This window comes from Paenibacillus sp. VTT E-133280 (genome assembly GCF_002264385.1).
Classification (GTDB): domain Bacteria; phylum Bacillota; class Bacilli; order Paenibacillales; family Paenibacillaceae; genus Paenibacillus_AQ; species Paenibacillus_AQ nitricinens.
The window spans coordinates 19,777-41,321 of record NZ_NFUX01000046.1 but is presented as its reverse complement, the minus strand read 5'-3'; the positions used below and the strand labels follow the sequence as shown (position 1 = coordinate 41,321).

The 21,545-nt window shown below is 42.9% G+C and carries 17 protein-coding genes; 3 read left to right on the top strand and 14 right to left on the bottom strand.

The genetic code is table 11. From position 1 onward, the window contains the following. Positions 1 to 60: 60 nt before the first annotated feature. Both CA600_RS19370 and CA600_RS19365 read left to right on the top strand, forming a co-directional pair. Positions 61 to 1,644 carry an AraC family transcriptional regulator gene (locus CA600_RS19370; RefSeq protein WP_179281668.1) on the top strand — a complete coding sequence of 528 codons (1,584 nt, stop codon included), beginning with the start codon at positions 61 to 63 and terminating at the stop codon, positions 1,642 to 1,644. A gap of 103 nt (positions 1,645 to 1,747) precedes the next feature. After that, positions 1,748 to 2,776 (top strand): ABC transporter substrate-binding protein, encoded by a 1,029-nt coding sequence (locus tag CA600_RS19365; protein WP_256989913.1) that lies wholly within the window; start codon positions 1,748 to 1,750, stop codon positions 2,774 to 2,776. 71 nt (positions 2,777 to 2,847) lie between these two features. On the opposite strand, the gene CA600_RS19360 is transcribed toward CA600_RS19365, so the two are convergent. The 6 genes from CA600_RS19360 to CA600_RS19335 all read right to left on the bottom strand — a co-directional run bounded on the left by CA600_RS19360 (position 2,848) and on the right by CA600_RS19335 (position 10,711). Next, positions 2,848 to 3,873: an iron-hydroxamate ABC transporter substrate-binding protein gene (locus CA600_RS19360; protein WP_256989912.1), complete on the bottom strand. Its 1,026-nt coding sequence runs from the start codon at positions 3,871 to 3,873 to the stop codon at positions 2,848 to 2,850. A 132-nt stretch (positions 3,874 to 4,005) separates the two neighbouring features. Next, positions 4,006 to 5,631, bottom strand: a complete 1,626-nt coding sequence (locus CA600_RS19355; RefSeq protein WP_179281667.1) for a helix-turn-helix domain-containing protein — start codon at positions 5,629 to 5,631, stop codon at positions 4,006 to 4,008. 142 nt (positions 5,632 to 5,773) lie between these two features. Then, on the bottom strand, positions 5,774 to 6,814 hold the full coding sequence (locus tag CA600_RS19350) for an NAD(P)/FAD-dependent oxidoreductase (RefSeq protein WP_094872152.1): 1,041 nt from the start codon (positions 6,812 to 6,814) through the stop codon (positions 5,774 to 5,776). A 42-nt stretch (positions 6,815 to 6,856) separates the two neighbouring features. Continuing rightward, positions 6,857 to 8,572 carry an ABC transporter ATP-binding protein gene (locus tag CA600_RS19345; RefSeq protein WP_094872150.1) on the bottom strand — a complete coding sequence of 572 codons (1,716 nt, stop codon included), beginning with the start codon at positions 8,570 to 8,572 and terminating at the stop codon, positions 6,857 to 6,859. Between the two features lie 43 nt (positions 8,573 to 8,615). Then, on the bottom strand, positions 8,616 to 9,650 hold the full coding sequence (locus CA600_RS19340; RefSeq protein WP_373455895.1) for a FecCD family ABC transporter permease: 1,035 nt from the start codon (positions 9,648 to 9,650) through the stop codon (positions 8,616 to 8,618). A 2-nt stretch (positions 9,651 to 9,652) separates the two neighbouring features. Next, a complete protein-coding gene (locus CA600_RS19335) occupies positions 9,653 to 10,711 on the bottom strand; it encodes a FecCD family ABC transporter permease (protein WP_094872147.1) in 1,059 nt (352 codons plus the stop codon). 210 nt (positions 10,712 to 10,921) lie between these two features. On the opposite strand from CA600_RS19335, the gene CA600_RS19330 reads away from it, so the two are divergent. Next, the gene (locus CA600_RS19330) at positions 10,922 to 11,929 is read left to right on the top strand and encodes an ABC transporter substrate-binding protein (protein ID WP_094872145.1); all 1,008 of its coding nucleotides are present in this window, start codon (positions 10,922 to 10,924) and stop codon (positions 11,927 to 11,929) included. An 83-nt stretch (positions 11,930 to 12,012) separates the two neighbouring features. Here CA600_RS19330 and CA600_RS19325 read toward each other — a convergent pair whose 3' ends face one another. The 8 genes from CA600_RS19325 to CA600_RS19290 all read right to left on the bottom strand — a co-directional run bounded on the left by CA600_RS19325 (position 12,013) and on the right by CA600_RS19290 (position 21,539). Further along, the gene (locus CA600_RS19325) at positions 12,013 to 12,234 is read right to left on the bottom strand and encodes a hypothetical protein (RefSeq protein WP_094872144.1); all 222 of its coding nucleotides are present in this window, start codon (positions 12,232 to 12,234) and stop codon (positions 12,013 to 12,015) included. A 19-nt stretch (positions 12,235 to 12,253) separates the two neighbouring features. Beyond that, the gene (locus tag CA600_RS19320; protein WP_094872142.1) at positions 12,254 to 14,257 is read right to left on the bottom strand and encodes an FtsX-like permease family protein; all 2,004 of its coding nucleotides are present in this window, start codon (positions 14,255 to 14,257) and stop codon (positions 12,254 to 12,256) included. After that, positions 14,247 to 15,014 carry an ABC transporter ATP-binding protein gene (locus CA600_RS19315; protein ID WP_094872141.1) on the bottom strand — a complete coding sequence of 256 codons (768 nt, stop codon included), beginning with the start codon at positions 15,012 to 15,014 and terminating at the stop codon, positions 14,247 to 14,249. The genes CA600_RS19320 and CA600_RS19315 overlap by 11 nt, the downstream gene beginning before the upstream one ends. Before the next feature lie 136 nt (positions 15,015 to 15,150). After that, positions 15,151 to 16,557 carry an MFS transporter gene (locus CA600_RS19310; protein WP_094872139.1) on the bottom strand — a complete coding sequence of 469 codons (1,407 nt, stop codon included), beginning with the start codon at positions 16,555 to 16,557 and terminating at the stop codon, positions 15,151 to 15,153. Positions 16,558 to 16,749: 192 nt separating this feature from the next. Continuing rightward, positions 16,750 to 17,754, bottom strand: a complete 1,005-nt coding sequence (locus CA600_RS19305; protein ID WP_094872138.1) for a helix-turn-helix transcriptional regulator — start codon at positions 17,752 to 17,754, stop codon at positions 16,750 to 16,752. Positions 17,755 to 17,946: 192 nt separating this feature from the next. After that, complete coding sequence (gene cheB, locus CA600_RS19300) at positions 17,947 to 19,032, bottom strand: chemotaxis-specific protein-glutamate methyltransferase CheB (RefSeq protein ID WP_179281666.1); 1,086 nt, start codon at positions 19,030 to 19,032, stop codon at positions 17,947 to 17,949. Between the two features lie 41 nt (positions 19,033 to 19,073). Beyond that, positions 19,074 to 20,672, bottom strand: a complete 1,599-nt coding sequence (locus tag CA600_RS19295; protein WP_094872135.1) for a HAMP domain-containing methyl-accepting chemotaxis protein — start codon at positions 20,670 to 20,672, stop codon at positions 19,074 to 19,076. Between the two features lie 204 nt (positions 20,673 to 20,876). Further along, positions 20,877 to 21,539 carry a response regulator transcription factor gene (locus CA600_RS19290; protein ID WP_094872133.1) on the bottom strand — a complete coding sequence of 221 codons (663 nt, stop codon included), beginning with the start codon at positions 21,537 to 21,539 and terminating at the stop codon, positions 20,877 to 20,879. Positions 21,540 to 21,545: the final 6 nt, after the last annotated feature.

Here is a 21,545-nt window from a genome sequence, read left to right as displayed (position 1 = left end):
AGAAAGACTGGTATACTATAATTGAGAATGATTATCATTGAAAAGGGGATTATTTCTACCATGCCCATCCAATCCGGCGGGATGCCACATCATTCCCATCCTTTTTATATGCCTGTTAAGATTAGTAGCCTAACAAGTCTTTCCCACTACACAACCGATAACATCCCGGCTACGAATTCCTGTATTATGATTGTCTGGGAAGGTAAGGGGCAGCTTCAGATAGATGGCGAACCTCACAACCTCAAACCCGGAAGCATCAAGAATTTTGCTGCATCTTCTAATTTAAAGCTAGAAACTGAGCAACAGTTACAGGGGATGTGGATAGAGTACGCCAGTACGGCCAACCGTAATCAAGAGGATTATTTTCTAAATGACAGCTCCTCCTTACACCATGCCTCCACAGAATTGATAGCACTGTCAGGTGAGCTTTATAGTGCTTGGATACAACCCGATAATCGGAAGCCTTTTAAGGTCCAGCAATTATTCACTCAATTGATCGTGAATCTTCATCATGAGCTGGCTGCAACAAAGGAAACATCAGGAAGCTGGCTTGAACATGTATTTAAATACATAGAAGCGCATTACAACGAAGATATCACTCGGGAGCAGATGGCTACGTTAGCTGGGGTAAGCCCTGAACACTTCTCACGTACCTTTCGTAAAATTATGGGTCAAACTTTCAGTGCTTATATTACACTGTTAAGAATCCGCAGAGCGCAGCAACGAATTCTCACCAGTTCTCCCAATCTAACAACTCTGGCGCACGAGGTTGGCTATGAAGAAGGGACTTATCTCAGCCGTAAATTCAAGCAGCTTGTGGGCCTTTCACCTACAGCCTATCAGAATAAGAACAAAAAAATTGTTGCTTTGAACTACAATCACACAGCTATCCTACGAGTACTGGAAATCATGCCCCAACTCGGTGTTTATTCGGATTGGCATCGGAGCTTGGAGCAAGTGCCTGCCTCCAAGCAACTAGCGATGAACGAAGGTAGCTCTTCCCTATTTGATTCGATAGCTTTAGCAGAGCCTGATATTATTATCAGCTACAATATTCCGGAGAATAAGATCCTGACTCCAGTTGCTCCGGTCATTGAATTACCCTTTATGCAAATGAGCTGGCGAGAGCAATTTGGTTTGATCGCTGATGTGGTTAATCGGCGACAGCGAGCGGAAGAATGGTTAGGTCATTACGACGGGCTCTGCCATGCGGCCAATAAGAAACTGAACCATTCGATAGGATCGGAAAGAGGGACAGCCATCGTTTGGGAGCTTAGTTCCCGAGCAGCTTATTGTTTCAGTAGCAGTTACGGTAGGGGTTGTCAGATTTTGTACGGAGATCTTGGATTCAAGCCACCATCCATCATTATGGAGAACGGAATAATGGATTCAGGGTATCTAGTGTCATCTATTGAGGAAATCGGAACCTATCCTGCAGACTATATTATTATCACTAGCATCCCATCATCTTCTGAGGGAAGAAAACGCCTCTCTCGCCTTCTGCGTTCTCGTGATTGGAAGCAGTTAGATGCAGTCCGTAACAATCGGGTATACATCCTGAACAAGGGGGACATGTTCTATGGATTTGATCCGCTGTCTTCTCAAGCACAGCTTAAAGAATTGCTACGTGTGATGACATCATAAATATGCACAAACGAAGATCATATTCGTCCATAGTAAATAACCAGAGAAGATTGTAAAGTTCTTATTGAGAATGATAATCAATTACTATAGGAGGAACAACAAATTGTATAATCTACACAAGAATACTTCGAAACAGAATCATTGGCTTCTATTTCCCTTCATGCTGACGTTAATTCTAGTCCTATCAGCTTGTGGAAATTCCAATACTACGGTGGAGAATACAGGTGGTACCAGTAACACCAGTAATACAACAGCAGCAACACAAGCACCAACCGAAACTAGTCAAGAAGCAGAAAGTGCTGAAACCCCTACTGTCAAAACAGTCAGTACCGTAAAAGGTGATGTTGAAATCCCTGTTCATCCTAAACGAATTGTCGCTGAGGAATACTTGGGAAGTCTAATAGCTCTTGATACCATTCCTATCGGGGCTCCAGGCTTGACCTTAGAGAATATGTATTATAAGGAGGCTCTTACAGGTGTTACAGACACAGGAGCGTACGGTAAAATGTCACCTGAAAAAATCATCGCACTAAATCCTGACTTGATTATTTCGGGACAAGCAGAAAGCTATGAAACGCTTAGCAAAATTGCTCCTACCATCATTGTGCCTTACGGGGATTTAAAAGATGCTCATGCAGAATTAACCTATTTCGGAGAACTCCTTGGAAAGGAACAAGAAGCAAAGAATTGGCTAGCAGATTATGACAAACGGATAGCCGAAGCTAAAGCAAAAGTGGACAAGGTCCTCCCGGCAGATGCAACCTTCTCCATCATGGAAGACGGCGGAAAATCCATTTGGGTCTATGGCGATAACTTTGGACGAGGCGGACAGCCCATCTATCAAGCGCTTGGTCGCAAGCCGCCTACAGAAGTAGCAGCGGAGATTATGGAGAAGCAATGGGCGGAAATATCTAAAGAAGCGTTAACTAAGTATGCCGGAGATTATATTATCTTAACCTCAAATAACCTTACAGAAGCTGATTACAAGGCTGATTCATTTTGGGGCAACCTTCCTGCTGTCAAAAATGGACACCTCTATGTTTGGAAAGAAGAACGTTCCTGGTATTATGACCCTATCGCCGTATTAACCCAGACCGAAGAGCTGGCCGATTGGCTAATAAATAATAAATAATGCATGAGGAAAAGGGATGTCCGAAGCCATAGCGGCTAAGCGGACATCCCTTCTCACGCTTCAAATTTAACTTATTGTAGTGACTTCAACAACGTAACTATCTCATCCAACTGCTTGTCCAGCGCATAAGCATCAGAGAGATAATAAGTTTTGAGATCGTATGTGAACACATGACCCGCCTTAACAGCAGGTAGACTTTTCCAAAAGACACTGTCCAGAATGTCCAGCTTATCCTGCTCCACACCACGGCTGAAGCCTTGGAATATATAATCAGCTTCTCCTAGATATTCGGGCAGCGTTTCGAGAGAAAGGGAAGCCCAGCCCTCCTTAAAGGCTACCTCTTCGACAAGATCAGATGCATGCAGCCCCAATCCGTTGTATATAATCTCTCCACCACGCCCATATGACGAACCGTATAGATACAGCTCTTTACCGGCAATTTCAAAGATTGCCACCTTTTTGTCAGCTGCGATCAGATCGGCCAACTCAGCTTTCTTCGCTTCCAGCTTCTGATTGAAATCCGCCACCCACTTTACAGCCTGCTGCTCCTTGTTCAAGATTTTCCCGATCTCAATCAATCGTTCCTTATAGTCGTATTTACCCCAAGGAATAAAGACAGTCGGAGCAATCTTGGAGATTTGCTCATAGGTATCTTCCTGATAAGTGATAATTAAATCCGGTTCCAGGCTCGTTATTTTCTCCAGGGACACCGTCATGTCATCGCCCACTACTTCTACACCTGTAAGCGCCTCTTTGAAATATGGATGGTTCAAGATATCATTCCCAGCTACGGCAATGGGCGTCACCCCCAGTGTCAGAAGATCACCAATAAAGTCTTGTACCGGAATTACAATTCTTTGTGGATTGCGTGGGATCTGCACCGGACCTTTGTCGCTTTCGTATGTCCAGTACTCTGCATCAGCAGCCGGCTCCGTGCTGGCAACTACAGAATCATTAGTGCTTTTAGCCACATCAGCAGACGTGCTAGCTGGAGCATTCCCCTGATTAGCAGCTTGTCCGCATGCGCTCAACAGTAGCACCAGCGTAAGCACAACGGCTATCATGCTTGTTTTTCCTAACGATATTACTCTGTACAATGTAAATCCTCCTTGAGACTTTATATTATTATGATATTGATAATCAATATCATTTATATCCTTGTTTAATATACCGTCTCGGTGGGAAAACATATATACACGCTAATACATCAATTTGGCTATGGACGATTGTCAGCTTAATTTATGGCCGGTTAACAAATCTGTCTGTATCTCCAACTGACGTTCGAGTGCAAGCCCTTCGCTGCCCCAAAATTCCTCAAGCTTCAGGTAATATATGCGTTCATTCCTGTATGCTGTAAGATTGCGCCAAACCGTACTTTTGCTAATGCGTTTACGTGTTCTGGATATCCAGTCCTCACGTCCTGATACAACCACAAACATATGGTCAGCCGCATATATTGGCAATTCCGAAAGTGAGATGCATAGATGATCATTCCGCTCCAGAACATCTGACCTTACCTTGTCCGGTGGAGCTAACCCTAACATTGGATACAGATTGTACACACCTCGGGCTGTATGATTCCAGATATAAATACCGTTATCTTGCCTAATCTCATACACCGCTACCGTTTCACCAGATTCAATTAGGGAGGACAAGCGCTGCTTGGCCAAATCTATTTTCAAATGATAGTGCCTTATCCATGCCTCTGCCCTCTCCTCTTCTCCCAGCAGTCTGCCGAATAAACGAATCTGTTCTAAGCGGTCCATCTCATCACATTCCACCGTAACTAGTGGACCCAACTTTTCCATGTATTTAAGCTGACGGGGGCTCAGATAGGTCGGTGCAATGACTATATCGGCTTCCAGCCCAGACAAGTCGGCTTCCGCCGGACATCCCTGCAATTCAAACGATTGTACATCCGCCAGTTCAGGCTGCAAAAGTAATGAGTAGTTCATCACATCTTTTTCAACCGCGACAGGCTTAACACCCAGCGCAAGTAAATCCCCGAAAAATTGCAACGCTACTATCCGCTTCGGTTTGGGACGCAAACGGAAATCTGTTGGAGTCATCCCGGTGACTTGCTTGAATTTGCGGCTCAGATATAGTCCATCTGAATAGCCTACTTTTTGAGAAATTTGCTGGATTGTTGCTTGGCTGGACATCAAATATTTTTTCGCTTTATTCACTCTTAAATGAGTTACATATTCGGTGAAGCTCCACCCCGTCTGCTTGCGGAACCATACTGAGAAATAGCGAGGATTAAATCCCATCATTTTTGACATCATCTCTCGCGTGATCTCTCTTTGGATGTTCTGGTGAATATAAGAGAGCATTCTGAAATAAGAATTATCCGTAATGTCTGCTTCAGCATCAGCCTCTACGACCAGTTGATGTAGCTGATGCAGCAAGGATTGAATTCTATTTGCCTGTGCTTCTAAATTATTGGCAGCAACGCCTTCTAATTCACTAAATAAGCGGGTTATTTTGTTCGTTGTACGTATAGGTAAGATCCCGTTCGCTGGGAAAATTTCACGACAAAGTCCATAGATGAGTTCTTGCTCAGTGCTATTACTTAGCCCGTATACCTCATAAGAAATTGCGTGAATGGAGATAACCGTCTCTATTGGCACATCAATTTGATAAGTCGTACCTGCACTTAAAAAAAGAATTTCACCTATTTTAAGAGCTACAGTCTCTCCTTCAATAGTTATTAGAACAGCAGCTTCTATGGATGTCAGGAAGAGTGGGGACTGGGCAATCTGGAGATTACGGATGTGACCACCGCCGGATTGGCGTCTCCCAGCCTCTTTTAACATATAAATTCTGTGAACCGGGCTATTATTAGATAACTTCATTCCTGCTCCCTTCCAGATCATCAGGCTATTAAACCTTGAAATATAAAGAAAGCGCATAAGGCTTCTCTCCGCTCGAAATGGATAAGATACCCTATACGCTTCATATAAAATTCAGATTTTATAGTTTGAAAAGCCTCTATCCTTAATGGTCGTCAACGACACCAAGCGCCTTATTCTTCTCCTTGAACCGCTCATTATGAGAGGAAACATATGCAGCCTTAGGTGCAGAGGGGTCCATATACAGTTTAGCGCTGTTCAGCGCAAGAACTGCATCGGTAAAGGTGCCAGCGATTAACCGGACCTTACTGCTATAATCCACAAAGTCACCTGCTGCAAAAATACCTGGAAGATTCGTCTCCAGCTTTCCGCTCACATTCGCACACCACTCGCCCATATCAATGCCCCATTCCCGTAATGGGCCAAAATCGCTTTTCAGACCATGATTAACAATAACAGCATCTACTTCATACTGTTCACTCTCACCTGTTTCGATATGGCTGATCGTAACCTGATCAATGGTCTCCCCATTACTGCTGTGTAATTGGCTTACTGCGAAAGGCACGCGAACATTGACTGAAGATTCCTTCATACGCACAATATTTTTCTCATGGCCGCCGAACTGCTCGCGACGGTGCACAATGGTCACACTTGCTGCGATGGACTCCAGTTCATTTGCCCAATCCACAGCGGAGTCACCTCCACCAGAAATCAGCACTTTTTTACCTCGGAAAGGCTCCAGCTCCTGAACTGTATAATGAAGATTCGTTACCTCATAACGGTCGGCACCTTCAATCTCCAGCTTTGCCATTTGCAGAATCCCATAGCCAATAGCCAAAATGACCGTACGAGTCCAATGCTGCTCACCAGTAGCCGAGGTCAGCATATAAGTTCCATCTTCCAGACGCTCATGATGCGTAATCTGCTGCCCGAAAATAATCGTAGGATCAAACGTCCGTGCCTGCTGAGCAAGCTGATCTATCAATTGACGACATAGTACGGGTGTTACCCCACCTACATCCCAGATCATTTTCTCAGGATATACGAGCATTCTTCCTCCAAGCTCATCCTTCGCTTCAATCAACTTCGTCTTCAAATCTCTCATTCCACTATAAAAAGCTGTATACATCCCAGCAGGTCCGCCGCCAATAATCGTTACATCGTATAATTCCAGTTGATTGTTCATTATGTCCCTCCAAAAGTATATTCTATTGATGCCTTTAGCTTCTTACGCTCCAAATTGTGCCTCATGTAGTCGACTGTAAATTCCGGCAGTCTGTAGCAGTTCTTCATGTCTGCCTTGCTCAGCAATACCACCTTCCGCAACGACAACAATACGGTCGGCATTCTTGATCGTTGCCAATCGATGAGCAATAACAAGCGTCGTACGACCTTGTGACAACTCCGCAAGTGCTTCCTGAATCGCGGACTCCGTCTCGGTATCCAACGCCGATGTGGCTTCGTCTAGAATGAGAATCGTTGGATTCTTCAGGAACATCCGAGCAATAGACAGCCGCTGCTTCTGACCTCCAGAGAGCTTAACGCCGCGCTCCCCGATCATAGTATCCAGCCCAGCAGGCTGGGATTTGATCAGCTCTTCCAGTTGGGCGCGCCGTGCTGCCTCCCAGATTTCTTCATCGGAGGCTCCAAGCCGCCCGTAAGCGATATTCTCACGGATGGTTCCGTCAAACAGAAACACATCTTGCTGTACAATCCCGATGTGTGAACGAAGAGATTCAAGCTTCATGGAACGAATATCAATTCCATCAATGCTAATGTTGCCCTCACTTACATCATAAAAGCGGGGTAGTAGACTGCAAAGCGTTGTCTTACCCGCACCGGATGGACCGACCAGAGCAACGGTCTCTCCTGCTTGAATCGATAGATTCACATTTTGGAGTACGTTTTCTTTATCACTGTATGCGAAAGCCACATCATGGAAGGTTATATTCCCCTTAAGATCATGAACTGTCTTAGCGTCTACCGCATCATCAACATCCGGCTCCGTCTCCAGCAGTTCGAGATAACGTTTGAAACCTGCAATACCTTTGGGATAGGTCTCAATGACCGAGTTAATTTGTTGTAAGGGTCCTAAAAATACATTGGACAGCATCACAAAAGCGATAAATTCACCATAGGTCATTTGCTTCTGGATTACAAAATATGTTCCGCATACGAGAACGAATAACGAGACCAGTTTCATGAGAACAAAGCTAAAGGATGAATTCCAAGCCATAATTCGATAAGTCATCAGCTTCGTTATACGGAAGCGTTCGTTATTGACTGCAAAGCGGGAAATTTCATGATTCTCATTAGCAAAAGCTTGCACAACACGGATGCCGCTTACATTGTTCTCCACGCGTGCGTTATAGTCAGCAATGTCCGCGAACATGATGTGGAAGGCTTTAGACATTTTCCGGCTGAAGTACATGGATAAATAAATCATAAGCGGAACGATCACAAACGTCAGAATAGCTAATTGCCAATTGATACTGAGCATAATGCCGAACACACCCAGCAGCGTCATTACTGCTATAAAGAGATCCTCTGGCCCGTGGTGGGCAATTTCACCGATGTCCATCAAATCATTTGTCATCCGGGATACTAGATGACCGGTCTTGTTGTTGTCAAAGAAATTGAAAGATAACTTTTGAACTCGGTCAAAAAGCTTTTTTCTCATATCCGACTCGATATTAATCCCCAGCTTATGCCCCCAGTAAGTGACGACAAAATGCATAAAGGCACTGACAATATATATCCCCAGCAAGCCGAGGCATGAATAGAGTATCCATCTCCAATTGCCGCTTGGCAGTAGATCATCTACAACCCGGTTAACGGCTAACGGAAAGACCAGTTCAAGTAGTGCAGCAGCAATAGCACAAGAAAAATCAAGAATAAATAATCCCTTATAGGGCCTATAGTAAGCAAAAAAACGACGCAACATGTTAATGATTCGCTCCTTCTGGTGAGAGATCAGCCTACTTTCATCAAGATTTCGTACGGGCTAATAAATATAAAAAGTATGGTGCTCCAATTACTGCTACAACGATACCCGTAGGAATCTCAGACGGTTGAAGAATCCAGCGCCCAATGGTATCCGCTGTAATAACGAGTAGTGATCCAAGCAGTGCCGAGGTTGGAAGCATGAGTTGATGCTTCGGCCCAACTAACCGTCTCGCCAAATGGGGTCCGACCAATCCCACAAAACCAATCCCACCGCTGACAGCTACACTCGCCGCTGCTAATCCTACCGCAGCCGCAAGAAGCCGGAATTGTTCCTTCGTTACTGCGGCACCAAGTCCCACAGCCGTCTGCTCCCCTAGATTCAGTACGTTCATCACCCTTGCCTTATAGATGACATAAGGCACCAGAATTAGAATCCACGGTAAGAGTGACAGTACAAACTTCCAGCTTGTTCCCCAAATGCTGCCTGCCAGCCAGGTAGCGACGAATTGATATTTCTCTGGATCAAGTCTTAGCGTAAGCACGATCATAGCTGCACTCATCCCAGCTGCGACAGCTACACCAGTCAACAGTAAGCGCATAGGCGATATTCCTTGGTGCCGCTTATAAGCTAGAGCATAGATTAAGGCAGCTGTAAACCCTGCACCGACGAACGCTACCATTGGCAGCAGATACACTGGAGCCGCGGTTGCCGTAGGGTAAAAAGAAATTAACAGCATAACCATGATTCCTGCACCAGCATTAATCCCTAAAATACCAGGGTCCGCCAACGCATTACGAAAGACGCCCTGCATCACAGCACCGGATACAGCCAGACCTGCCCCAATTAGAACGGAAATCACAATACGTGGCAGCCGAAACTGAAACAAGATTAACTCCTGCTTGTCGGTTCCTTTACCGAACAATGTATTAATCAACTCCATAGGAGTCAAACGTATGTAACCTGTATTCATACTAATAATAAAAGCAATCACAATCAGTACAGCCAACAAAATCATGATCATTAAGCCCCGTTTGTTTTTGGCGGCTTCGAAGGAACCGAATGTCGTCTTTTCCATCATTACAGCTCCCTCCTTTCTTTACGTGCAAGATAAAGGAAGAAAGGTACACCAATCAGTGCAATAATAGCGCCAAGTGGCGTTTCATTAGGTGGATTAATCATCCGCGCAGTTAAATCTGCAAATACAGCAAGTAAACTGCCGAGGATCGCTGAACAAGGAATGATCCATCTATAATCCACACCTACAAAAAAGCGGGTCAAATGCGGAATAATCAGTCCAATGAAACCCACTGCACCAACTACGGCAACCGATGATCCAGCCAAAATCAATACGATTAATGCACCTGCCAACTTCACAAGCCCTGTACGCTGACCTAGACCTTTCGCAACATCGTCACCTAAACTGAGCATCGTGATCGATCGAGAGATTACCATTGCACCAATTAAAGCGGCCCCTATCCAAGGGAACATGATTTTGAGTTGAATCCATTTCGTTCCAGCCACGCCTCCCGCGTACCAGAAAGCTAAATCTTGACCGATATGAAAATATAAAGCTACCCCTTCACTCAGCGCCGACAAAAGTGCACTAAAAGCCGCACCGGCCAGCACCAAACGAGCAGGCGTTAATCCTCCCTTAGCAAGTGATCCTATTCCATATACCACACCCGCGCCTACGCCGGCACCCACGAAAGAATATAGAATCAAATACATAAACGATAAATTTGGAAAAAAAGCAAAACATAGTGCAAGCGCAAATCCTGCGCCTGAGTTGATACCCATCAGACCTGAATCAGCCAATGGATTTCGCGTCATCCCTTGCATAATGGCACCTGCAACTGCAAAGCTGGCCCCTACCATTGCCCCGCCAAGTACACGAGGTAATCTTAATTCTCTAATAATCTGATGATCCATGATCTCTGGATCAAAGTGAAACACAGCTGACCACACCACAGACAGCTTAATATCTGCTGCGCCGAAGGAGACGGAAACAGCAATTCCTAATAATAATAGCGCCAGACCGCCGACCAAGATGAATGTTGCCGCCCAAGGACGTGAACGAAATTCTCGTTTAACTACTCCCTTATCGGCTCCTATCCTGGTAGTTATCTGTTGATTCATGAATGCCACCCTATTTCTATGAAATTGATTCTCATTATCATTAGACTATTGTAAATTACATTTCCTAGGTTTGGCAATAGATAGATTTAATTGGTACCATTTAATTTATTGCATTGACAGAAATTCTAAGCTTTGATACAGTTCAAAATGATAACAATGATAATGATTCTCATTATTATCAATTGCTACATATACTTAGGGAGGTTTACCATGCTAAAAAGAAAGTCCCTTTTCCCCATCCTTGCACTCGTAATGTTATTGTCTGTATTTGTGACGGCTTGCGGGGGAAACAACAATGCTTCATCTAATACACCAACAGCGACAACTGAAGCAACAACAGCCCCGAGTGCAGAGGCAACGGCTGTTCCTGATGCTTCCGCTGCCGAAATGCGCAGCTATGAAACTACTAAAGGTACTGTTCAAATCCCAGTTAAACCTCAGCGTATCGTTACAGATTATTATGGTGGGGAATTACTCTCCGTTGGAGCTAACGTCATAGGCGTTGAACCTAGTACTTTTGATAACCCCTTCTTGAAAGACCTGCTCAAAAACACACAAGATGTTGGCGCTCCAGTCAACGCTGAGAAAGCACTAGAACTTGCACCTGATCTAATTGTAGTTATGTACGATGACAACTATGATGCTTTATCCAAAATCGCTCCAACCATTCATATTCCATACGGAACTGCTACTAACATCTATGAAACCGTAAAACTGTTTGGAGATATCGTGGGAGCACCTGATAAAGCTGAGCAATTCATTGCTGATTTTGAGAAAAAGGCTGCTGAAGGCCGCGAAAAGCTTAAAGATGTCGTGAATGAAAATGATACATTCGGAATATATGAGCTGACTGACAAAGGTGAGCTATGGACCTTCGGTAACAATGCGGGCCGTGGTGGACAAGCCCTTTATAATGCTCTTAAGCTGAAAATGCCTACTAAGAACAGCAATGACAACCAAACACTACAGCTATCCATGGAGCTGTTGCCAGAATATGCAGCGGATTACATGTTCCTAACTACTTATGATCCTGATAAAAAAGGTGATAAGCTGAAAGAGCTGAAGGAATCACCCGTTTGGAACGGACTCGCTGCTGCGAAGAATGATCATCTGTTTTACAACGATTTTGATACCTTCTATCGCTACGATCCTATTGCGATTACCGCACAGATTGATCTGTTCGTTGATATGATTCTTGAGCGCAACGAAAAAAAATAAAAATAAGAATAGACAAATAAAGAAACACCCCACTATTAGGCATTGCCTAAAGTGGGGTGTTGTTTTGAATTACGAAATGAATATTATCTAGTGTAGTTCTCGTACTGATCGCTTTTGTTTAACTTTTTGTACATATACTCATCATTCTTGAGCTTGTAGAGCTGACCCATACCCGCAAATACGAAAAATAAGACCAAGATCAATAAATACGCATAGGTGAGTTCACCAATATAGAAGCAAGTGACAATAGCAACTAGGGTTAAGATCAACAATGCCACTGCAATTCTGGATAAAATCTTTTTCAAAATGGAGCCCCCTACGTTTTTATTTGTTAATATTATCATAATTGGAATTAAATTCACAACTCCTATTATTCGTTGTGGGAACATCAAGCAGTTCGATATGAGCCAGCATCTTGCGAGTATATACTTTGGTATATAGATCATAAAAGAGCACTTGAAATAAAAGATAGCCCCCTCCTACTAACAAGCAAAACCAAAATGGCGCCAGAGCTACGGACATCTCAAACCTTGAAGAGCTGACAACATACACAGTGGCTAGCACAATACCTAATACATAAGGAAGAAAAAATAATACTTTTAAAGGACCGCCTATCATTTGAGCCACATCTTTAGAAGTTATTCCAATCTTATGCAACTTCCCGAATTTGATCTTCTCCCGCTCTAAATCAGTCTGGATACTGAAATGCAGCACTATACAAGAGGCACCAAAAAAGATTAGACCAACAAAGGTAATGACGAAGATTCCAAATCGACCGGACTCCTGTAACTGTAAATACTCACTTATTCTAGATTTTGTGGAAAATACGAGCGCCTCATGCCGTTCATTGCCATACCAGGACTTCGTATTGTCCTTATTGTATTTGGCTAAAGCCGCATTTAGCTTGGTATCTATATCTGCAGTTTTTTTCCAATTCTTGAAATTGAGGAGCTGAAGATTCCCGATCGCATCCATATTCTCCACTTTCAGCGCCACATAGTCATCCTCGTTTACAATAACATGAAGACCATTCATAAGATTCGGCACAGGGTTAAATACCATTTTAAATATAAGTCCTTGTGAGTACAACGTATGATTTCCAGAAGTAAGCTTCATTTCGAAGGTGGGCATCTCTGGTCTTTGATTCTTCCATTCTTCTCCTCGAGCACCTAAGGCAAGATTAAGAAAATGATCTTTCTCCACATGATAATCACTGCCGATTAATGTGTTGATGTTTTGATCCAAAAATATTTTGAAATAGAACAAATCAATGTATTCAAGCCTTTGATGTGAAATCAGAGGTGTAGCCCCATGATCCGTGATTTCGCTGAGTATCTCTGATGGAAGGCTGTTTTTCCCGAATACTTCTGCATAGGCAATATCATAAGGGTTGTTTTTTACAGGAATATTCTCAGCATCCCAAGTAATATAAAAGATAATGCCACTTAGAAAAACCGTAATGAAGACGAGGAAGGTGATGAGAGAAAGTACTATTTTGGAGCGTCCAAGAGTATAGTTCAAATCGGAGCTTAACATTAAATGCTTATGATAAGCTTTCGTAGATCGCGAAAAGATGAATTTCATCCAGTCACCAAGACCTGACAGCAGCAAATAGATCCCCACCATACTTACGCCCAGATTGATTAACATCATACGGGTATTATCAGGACTGTAATGAGTAATCATCTCATAAACGGAGATCGCCAGTAGTACAACTCCGATGATCCCTGTGATTTTACCATGAAGAAGGCTACGTTCTGCGGTTCTGGATTCTTTTAGAAGGCGTACAATGTTGTATCTCAGCGTTAATAATAATTGGATTCCAATCACAGCTATGTAAATAATCCCGAAGAATTTAATGGTATACAGATAACTTTCCAGCGTAAGTGAAAAAGAACTGTCCCCTATATTAACAAACAACGAGATGAAGAGAAAGAAAAGACCGGAGAAGACCGACCCTGCACCTAAACCCGTGAGAATCGAAGCTAATGCGATCATGCTATTTTCTAATAATATAATTCTACGGATATTGTGGCTCGTCATTCCAAGAATCATTAACAGCCCAAAGTCGCTTTTTCTAAATTTCAAAAAGGCCATTTGCGCATATCCAATAAATAGAATAGCAAACACTCTCATAACCAAGAAAGGAGCATATAAATTACCGGACACCATCCCATTCACTTGATAGGGGTCATTAAAATCAGGGTTCGTATACAGGGAGTGAAAAGCGAAAAATACCATAATCGTAAAGCTGCTGCATAGGAAAAATAACAAATACCTTCTAAGGTTCGCCTTGAAAATCTGAAAAGCCATTCTCCTAAAGGTCATCTCCTCCCCCTCCAATGAAGGCCAGATTCTCCAGAATCCTATCAAAAAATGCGCTCCGCTCTTTATTTTCCCTAGTAATCTCTAATAGCATCTTCCCATCTTTGATAAAGAGCACGCGATTACAATAGCTGGCCGCAAAAGGATCATGTGTGACCATCACAATTGTTGCTCCTTTCAGAGCATTCAGTTTGGCGAAGGTCTTCATCACTATACTGGAGGATTTGGAATCCAAATTCCCCGTTGGCTCGTCCGCAAAGATCACCTCCGGATCATTAATAATCGCTCTGCTAATCGCCGCTCGTTGTTGCTGTCCTCCTGAAACCATATACGGATATTTATCCTTCACCTCGCCCAGATCAAAGAGTAATAACGTCTCATCTGTCTTGGTATTGATGTCGTCTGCCTCTTGGTCATCCAGAACCATGGGCACCATTATATTTTCCCGTAGGGTCAGGCTATCCAGCAGATTGTAATCTTGAAAAACGAACCCCATTCGTTGCCGGCGAAACAGTGCAAGCTCGTTCTTAGACATCTCGCTTATACTAGTCTCTGCAATCTGGACTACCCCACTATATTCCGTGTCGATCCCGCTAAGGATATTCAGCAGTGTCGTTTTACCGCTCCCCGAAGGCCCCATAATCGCTACAAACTCTCCGCTGTCCACACTCAGGCTTATGCCGTTTAGCGCCCGAAACACATTCATTTTACCCTTGCCTTTATATTCTTTTGAGAGATTCTCTACCTCTAGAATAGGCATGCTCGCACCGTCCCCTTCATAGCTTGGAGGATTAACATTAAATGGAATTATGTTATTCCTGTAAATACTATAAAACTAAGTGAAGAGAACGGTTGTTAGATTGCTCACAGAACAAGAAAACTTGATTCCTCCTCTATCATTTCCGCTCTCGCAAGAAACAAAGACAAACAAAACCAGTAAAAGCAAGTCCTCCGATAGCTGCCAGTGAAAAGGAAAACGCCCTTACATAATCCGATAAATCTGCTTCCAAAAGAGGATGTTTCAACGAAGTGGAGAACAAAATACCGATTAGTGCCACCCCTAACGAGTTTGCTAAATACATAAATGTAGTGATCAGACCTGATCCTGTGCCCGTAATCCTTGCTGGTACTGAACTGAGCGTGACGTTGACTAGTGGTGTAGTAGCCATACCGAGACCGAAGCCATATATCAATAATATTAAAATATTTCGTGCGCCCAGTAGATGCGTTGCATCCACATTTAGCTCCCATATAAGCAATAAACTAGAGCATCCCATCATCAGTGCACCTATTTTAAGTACACTCATCCTCCATCTTCTGACCATTCGAGACGATATCAGAGAAGTCAGAAAAAAACCTATACCTATAGCCAAAAAAACCAAACTTGTATCTTGAACATTATAGTGCAAGCCAAATTGCATATAGTAGCTTAAAACAAAAAAGAAGGAGAACATGCCTAAATAAAGGACAAGCACGGTCGCCAGACCTACACTAAATGTTCGATGTCTGAAAATAGACAGATCGACTAATGGACAGTTCCCCTGCTTTCCTTTCCGATTTTCAACCCAGATAAAAGTAAACAACACGAATAAAGCTATAGTTAGACAGCCTGAGATCCACAATGGCCACCCTTGTTTTTGTCCCTCAGATAACGGATAGATCAGCAGGAATAAACCGATCAGCAGTAGGATGCTTCCCGTCCAATCAATACTGTGCGTCTGCTCGGCCCGTGTTTCAGGAACAATCGGCATTAACAGCAAGACGAGAAGTCCGAAAGGCACATTGAAAAAAAATACCGTCCGCCAACCGAGATCGAACGGATTCCAATTCACAATAGTGCCTCCGAGAATGAATCCGAAAGCGAATCCAATGCCAATCATTGCACCATAAATACCGAAAACAAGCCCCTTTTCCTTTGGCAGAAAGCTGACCTGAAGTGTAGACAATACCTGAGGCTGGATAAGCGCAGCTGCCATACCTTGTACGATGCGAATAACAATCAGAAGTGTCGGATCTGAGGTCAAACCACCCAACACTGCCATAATCGTAAATCCACTCACTCCGATAATCAGCAATCGTTTTCTGCCGTATATATCCCCAAGCTTTCCACTAATGATCAACGCCACAGCTAATCCTAGCGAAAATCCGGTGACGATAAGCTGTGCTTCAGAGAAGCTCGCAAGCAAGCGATTTTGCATTAATGGAAGGGCGACTTGAATCATATAAGTATTCAATGAAATGAGTAATGTTGGAAGTAGAATAACCCATAGCGCATACCATCGTCGCGAATCATCTTCTTGCATTGTATTACCACCTCTTCATAAAAATCTATGATACTGATTATCAATTAAAATAGTCTTTTTCTCTACCTGTTAAGGGAGATTTACTCCTTGATAAGGGAGCAAACACAAAAAAACCTCAAGCAGGCAGAATATAGCGTTCGGAACCAAACCCTATGTTCTATTGCATGAAGCCATCTGTAAGTACAAATTCTTCTAGATTCTATTTCGCTCCAAAGTCTGATGTTCGATACGTCTTAAGTACTCGCTTGGATTGCAGCCATAGTGCTTACGGAAGGTTGTCGTGAAATTGCTGACATTACTATATCCGACCGAAACGGCTGTTTTTCCTATATTCAAACCTTCTACCTCCATGTACCAAAGTGCCTTCTCCATCCGCTTTATACGAACAAGCTCGAAGATCGTCATGCCAAATAACTCACGGAAACCCTTCTTTAGCTTGAATTCATTGATGCCTACCCGCTTGGCTAACTCACGTATGGACAGCGGTTGTTCGAAATGGATTTGCACCAACTCATGTACCTGCTTTAGATTTATAATATCATCAGGCCGGAACGTCATACTCCCGCTCATAGAGCCGTAACCATCGGACTCCCCAAATAAAGTAATAAATTCAAGCGCTTTGCTCTCCATATATAATCGTCTCAATGTGCCATGATAAGTACAATGGATCATTTCAGAGACACATTTTCGAATCGCCGCAGTGTCAGGATAACGATCAATATTTCCACGATGATGTTTAAGCCAGGTCTCCATCTGCTGTTTCTCCGCTAGATCTCCGGCATAATACAGCAGCTCGCTAGGAGCTAGCCGTATTTCTAACAATTGATTGGGGACACCAGCTTTCTTCTCTTCATACACCTGAACATCCTCTAAAAAAAGAACATTGCCTGTTTGTTTCTCCGTATGACTTTCCTTGCCGTTCCATTCGCAATAGATTTCTCCACTCACGTTATAGCTTAGTTCGAACAACGGACAAGCTTCCTGAATATAGAGCTTCATATCTTGCTCGTAAGTTACATCCGTATACATGATCTCCATACCTGGACGAATCCGCGTACGTGTTATGCTTCCCTGACCGATATGCGAGGGTATGGTGAGATGATGTTCCCACTGGTTGTGCTCAACATGCCCTTCTATCCGCTCTGTAAATTGTTCAAAAAGATCATGAATCTCCAAATTCAATATTTTTAAAGCCATCGAAAGCCTCTCCTTCTTCGCCAATACAAATAAAGCCATTCACAACTCAAATGATAATCGTTATCATTTGTAAGTGTCAACATGGAATAGATCTATAGGAAATTTATCACCACCTGGGATGGTACCTAGGTTTACATAAAAAAGCGTTGGTGGATTTTCCTCCTACCAACGCCTTTGGTAATAATTTATTCATTAAAATTGTTCGTCCAACATCCCCGTAACCTCCATAATCTTCGAGGCTAACAAGAACGAAGGAACTACATAATCCACGCACCCGAGCTCAACTGCCGCTTCAGGCATTTCATTTACAATCGAAGTCTCTTGCGATTCTACAAGAATAGATTGGGCGCCAGCATGTTTGGCATTCAGCATGCCTCTCGAGCCATCGCTTCCCCTTCCGGTCATTAGAATCAAATGCTGCTTCAAGCTTTTCAGTCCAGAAATCGATTCGAACAATATATCAATGGATGGACGGTATCCGTTCACTGGGGCTTTCTTGTGAAGTTTGATTCTACATACTTGTCCTTGCTGAACTACGGTCATATGACAATTACCAGGTGCAATATATGCCGTTCCGCCATGTACCAATTGATCATCTTTCGCCTCAACCACCCGTACACTTGAGAATCGATTCAATCGTTCTGCTAATACTTTCGTATACTTGGGTGGCATATGCTGAACGATTAACAAAGGATATGGGAAGTTTGCTGGGAGCGAGCTAATTACAATTTCAAGCGCCTTCGGGCCACCAACTCCACATCCTATGGCTACGATTTGATCGAATTCTTCCATACACCCGTTCTTAGAATTGTCTTCTGCCTGTTGTCCTGTCATCACTTTCGAAACAGTAATATTGTTAAGAATAAGGGTTCTCAAAGGAATTTGAGCAGCTTGTTTGATTTTGAATATTAGCTCGTCTTTTATTTGGGATAAATCAGGTCCATGGAATTGTGTGGGCTTGGATATAAAATCTACAGCTCCGTTCTGTAGACCTGTGATAGTTGCTGTTATTCCATCCTTTGATCCTGAGCTTAGGATAAGGATAGGGGTTGGACGTTGTGACATAATACTAGAGAGCGCTACTAAACTATTCAATTCTGGCACTTCTATATCAATCGTCACGACATCAGGCCTAAGTTCTTGAACCATGCTAACCGCTTCGGATGCATTTCGAGCTGCTCCAATGACCTCGATAATTGAATCCTCCGCAATAAGGTTCGAGATCTGTTTACGCATCATTACTGAAGTAGCTACAACGAGCACCTTTAACTTTTGCACTACTTCTCCTCTCCTATCAATGATGATCCCCATGACACTGTTTATTTAACTTTAAAAATAGATACGAGTGCATTTAGTTCCTCCGCAAGCTGTGCTAACGCATTAGCCGTTGTTGCCGTTTCACTGCTGCTTGCCGCCATTTCTTCCGTTGCTGCCGATATACTCTCGATCGAGTACAACACCTCTGATGACTGCGCGGCCTGTTCTTCACTGGCAGCAGCGATTTCTGTTACTTTATGTGCGGTATCGTTCACCATAGAGAGAATATGATCAAAGGCTTCCCCATTTTTCTGTGAAAAAGCTACACCTTCGACTACAGCCTTCACGCTATGCTGCGTATTCTTCTGCATTTCTTTAATAATGTCCGTGACTTGCTTAGTAGCCTCACTGCTCCGCTCTGCTAGCTTTCTTACTTCATTCGCTACAACGGCAAAACCTCGGCCCTGTTCACCAGCACGAGCCGCTTCTATAGCTGCGTTAAGAGCCAGCAGATTTGTCTGTTTTGCAATATCATCAATGACCGCAATGATCTCACCAATTTTATCTGAGCCTTCTTCTAGTCTAGACATTTGGTTGTTAAGTAACGTCATCCCTTGAATGGAGTCAGTAACCACCGCACCTCCATCCTGAGCAATACGCATCGTATGATCTGACAGCTCTGAGGCTTGCTCTGCACTCTGAGCTACTGAATTAATCGCTTCAGACAATTCTCGGAACAACTCATTCATTGTTTGCGCTGCAGTTGCTTGACTCATGCTGCCGCTAGCTACTTCCTCAGTACTTGCTGATATTTGCTGTGCTGCCGCCGAGACACTTTCTGCAGAGGACAAAATCCCCCCCACAGTATGCCTTAAGTTCAGAACCATTTCATTCACAGAATTCGCAAGTTTGCCGATCTCATCCTTAGAATTCAGATTCGATGTTTCGCTTAAGTCTCCATTGGCTACTTTACCTAGCAGGCGCATCACTTGATTAAGAGGCCGTGCTATAATTTGCGAGATTAGATAGCCAAAACCCACGCTGATTAAAAGTGCAATGATAGTAACACTAAAGGTAATCAACCGAGAGGATTGATATAATTCATTCGCATTATCACTGGATTCCTGTGCCTGCTTCATATTGATGTCAATTAAACCTTGCAAGAAATTCGTCATCTCCGTAGTGGCCAGCTGTAAATCGCCTGTCAGCAAATAATTCGTATATTCTTCATTACTGATGATCTTCTTATCCAATTCAATTGCATGATCCACGCTGGTGGTATAGCGTTGCCAGATCTCAGGATAATCCTTCATTTTCTCTAATTCTTCTTCTCTCAATCTTGTCTTACTATATTTACTCATGATGTCTTCAATGCTTTGGACATTCTTATGTAATTTATCCCGATATTCTTTTTTCTTCACCTCGGTTTGGGCCATTGTATTTATATCCCGGATGTTTATTCTATTCGTTAAAAAAAGTTCATTCGCTTCACCGAGATAGGCAATCGGTGTTAAGCGATTTTTATACATATCCTCGATGGACTCATCCATCTTACTCAAATTACTTATTCCATAGAATCCTACAAAGCATAAAATGACTGATACCAACACAAATGCTGAGATTAGCTTCACTGCTGTTCTCAAATTATAAAACCATTTCATCCTTCTGCACCTCATTACGTTAGTCAATTTTTAGTAATTCTTAGGAACTATTTCATCATAAACGGTAAGCAGAATATGGTAACCGAAAATAAATGGCGTGAGCACGCAAAATTATTGCGCACCTCCGCAATGAAGCGCAAAACAAAAAATCCCGCCTCACTATCTAGTGATCGGGATTTCAATCTATAGGGTTGTTACGTATTTTCACAATGAATTAGTAAAATCTGATTCCTTCAATATTCCGAGCCGTTTAGCCTTTATAGCCGCTTCAATTCTAGATTTCACATTTAGCTTTTGGAACAAATTCGTTAAACTATATTCTAGTGACCGCTGACTCATAAGCACAATCTCCGCTATTTCCTTATTACTTTTTCCTTTTGCAATTTCCGTCAGCATTTCATGTTCTCTTTTGCTAATCATGGAGGTTGCTTGTTCATCATTGATCTCTAAACCTTTAGGAGGTACTTTTCTTAACTGCTTTACTAAGGTCCGCGGTAGAATGACTTCCCCTCTTAATGCACATCGTACCGCTGTAATCAACTGCTCTCTATTGGTTGTTTTTGAAATAAACCCAAAGATCCCCGATTCGATCATCAGGTTAAATTTGTTAGTAAATTCATATCCGGTGTAGATTAAGATAGTCGCATCCGCGTTCATTATTAATACTTGCTTCGCCAAATCAATCCCATTCACATCCGCGATATGAAGATCAAATAACATTACGTCAAAGGAATGACTACTCACCATTTCAAGCACTTCATTCGCTGAATTAGCTAGAGTAACCTTCATGTCTCCCTCTTGCTCTAATATCATTCTAGTCCCTTCCATAACAGATGGATGATCATCCACTAACAATATTTGAATCATGCCTAT

Coding starts and splice junctions, on each gene's coding strand:
- CA600_RS19370 (WP_179281668.1), top strand. CDS start 61: ATGCCCATCCAATCCGGCGGGATGCCACATCATTCCCATCCTTTTTAT.
- CA600_RS19355 (WP_179281667.1), bottom strand. CDS start 5,631: ATGAAGTTATCTAATAATAGCCCGGTTCACAGAATTTATATGTTAAAA.
- CA600_RS19350 (WP_094872152.1), bottom strand. CDS start 6,814: ATGAACAATCAACTGGAATTATACGATGTAACGATTATTGGCGGCGGA.
- CA600_RS19345 (WP_094872150.1), bottom strand. CDS start 8,572: ATGTTGCGTCGTTTTTTTGCTTACTATAGGCCCTATAAGGGATTATTT.
- CA600_RS19340 (WP_373455895.1), bottom strand. CDS start 9,650: ATGGAAAAGACGACATTCGGTTCCTTCGAAGCCGCCAAAAACAAACGG.
- CA600_RS19335 (WP_094872147.1), bottom strand. CDS start 10,711: ATGAATCAACAGATAACTACCAGGATAGGAGCCGATAAGGGAGTAGTT.
- CA600_RS19330 (WP_094872145.1), top strand. CDS start 10,922: ATGCTAAAAAGAAAGTCCCTTTTCCCCATCCTTGCACTCGTAATGTTA.
- CA600_RS19320 (WP_094872142.1), bottom strand. CDS start 14,257: ATGACCTTTAGGAGAATGGCTTTTCAGATTTTCAAGGCGAACCTTAGA.
- CA600_RS19315 (WP_094872141.1), bottom strand. CDS start 15,014: ATGCCTATTCTAGAGGTAGAGAATCTCTCAAAAGAATATAAAGGCAAG.
- CA600_RS19310 (WP_094872139.1), bottom strand. CDS start 16,557: ATGCAAGAAGATGATTCGCGACGATGGTATGCGCTATGGGTTATTCTA.
- CA600_RS19305 (WP_094872138.1), bottom strand. CDS start 17,754: ATGGCTTTAAAAATATTGAATTTGGAGATTCATGATCTTTTTGAACAA.
- CA600_RS19295 (WP_094872135.1), bottom strand. CDS start 20,672: ATGAAATGGTTTTATAATTTGAGAACAGCAGTGAAGCTAATCTCAGCA.
- CA600_RS19290 (WP_094872133.1), bottom strand. CDS start 21,539: ATGATTCAAATATTGTTAGTGGATGATCATCCATCTGTTATGGAAGGG.